The 1,705-nt window shown below is 60.2% G+C and carries 1 protein-coding gene; it reads left to right on the top strand.

The features are described from left to right. On the top strand, window positions 1-1,546 hold a 1,546-nt coding region (locus AC1VAN_RS20955), incomplete at its 5' end, for a hypothetical protein (protein ID WP_480986651.1). Window positions 1,547-1,705: the final 159 nt, after the last annotated feature.

Here is a 1,705-nt window from a genome sequence, read left to right as displayed (position 1 = left end):
GTATGCCACAGGCGGGCGGTGGCCTGCAGTTTGGTTTGCCATCGGCCAGACTCTCGAGTACGACGGCGCCAGTCTTCATCCGGCGGTGCTTCGGCGCCTGGAGGGACTGCGGTCTCTGGCAGCGCCCTCCGATCTCGAGTCTGAGATCAACGCCTACGCTTTCGTAAACGAATGGGCGCATCCGCACCGTAGAGGCGCCGACTATCAGGCAGAAATGGTCGAACTGCGGGAACGCGTCTTCGCTTTAGGGCGGGCGCTCGCATCCAACCCGGGCCTGTTCGATCGGCTGGCGTCGCAGATTTGGGCGACTTACGCGAGACCGGTGGCTTGGCTGGGTCATGGCTACGCCGAAGCCCACGGCGATCTAGAAGGCCTAGTTGAGATGTTGATCCGCTCGTTCAAGGCACATGCCCCAGACCGCGCCAGCATCGAGTTCATCGAAGGCTGTTTGTCGGCGATCGCGGAGCGTGATTCGGCCCTGCTGCCCCGACTGCAGGAGAAGTTGCTGACGGAAGATAAGCTCAAGCCGTACAGCGTCTGGCTACTTCTGTCCACGCGGATTACGCCGTGGGTGAGCGCGCGGCTGCTTGACATTGCTCGAAATGGCAGCGTGCCCGCAGCTTATTTTGAGGCGGTTGGCCATGGCAGACGTCATGAATCGATGTCTGACGTGGAGCTTTCAGCGCTTACGAATGCGGTCTGCCAACTACCAGGGGGATACCACTCGTCGTTTGACATGCTCATCATGCGGTTACTCGCGAGGGCCGACTGGAACTATATCCCGGGGCCTGAGATCTTCTCTGCCATTCGATTCGCACTGGGTCACCTGTTGCGTGATCGGTCCGACGACGCGAACCGACCTGCCCACCACGGTATAGGCAGGCTGATCGTAGAAGCGCTTGCTCCTGGGGCGCCCGACGACGAGGTGGCCCGGCTCGTCGGTGAACTCTGTGACGGGGCCAAGAAATATCGACTCTCGCGGGAATATTACTCCGAGGTGCTGTCGTCATTCATCGAGGCGCGTCCGGAGATGCTGCTGGATGCATTACTCGAGATCGAACGTGATGATCCCGAGTCCGACGCGGTGGGCTGGCTGTTCCGGCAGCGATCCGGTGAGTCCTCGCCGTCGCTGAATCTCGCACCCGTCGATCAGCTCCTGACGTGGTGCGGGAATGATGCTCGACGGCAGGAGTTCGTTGCGCGCAACATCCGCGTCTACGAGGCAAAGGACGGATCGGAGGTGATCGACGATTCGACATCCTCGGTTCGACTAAGTGAACACTTCAAGCGGCTTCTCGACACTGCGTCTGACAAATCGAGCCTGATCGAGTTCGCTTTCGGCCAAGCCGTGCCGAGCAGTTGGACGAACTCACGCGTTCCGATTATCGAGGCCCGTCAGCAGGCGCTTCGCGAGCTGATTACATATGAATCGCCTGAGGTCAGGACCCTGGTGGTGGAGAAGGTTGCGGACCTCGACCTTCTAATCGAACGGGAGCGCAGGTGGGAGGAGTCCGAGCATCACGCGATGGAGCGGCGGTTCGAGTAGTCAGACGCGAAGCAGCTGAGAATGCATCGACTGAGGATCTAGCGTGCGAATCCCTGGAATCTCGGCGCTACATCGATCAACTTCCCTCCAGCTAGTGGCGTTGGCGCTATACATGCAGGAAGCGAGCCAAGAGCTCGGCGTCGCCACCAATCGAGATGC

The sequence above is a fragment of the Stenotrophomonas sp. 05L44_2 genome, from assembly GCF_056665995.1.
This window is presented reverse-complemented; position numbering and strand designations above follow the sequence as displayed.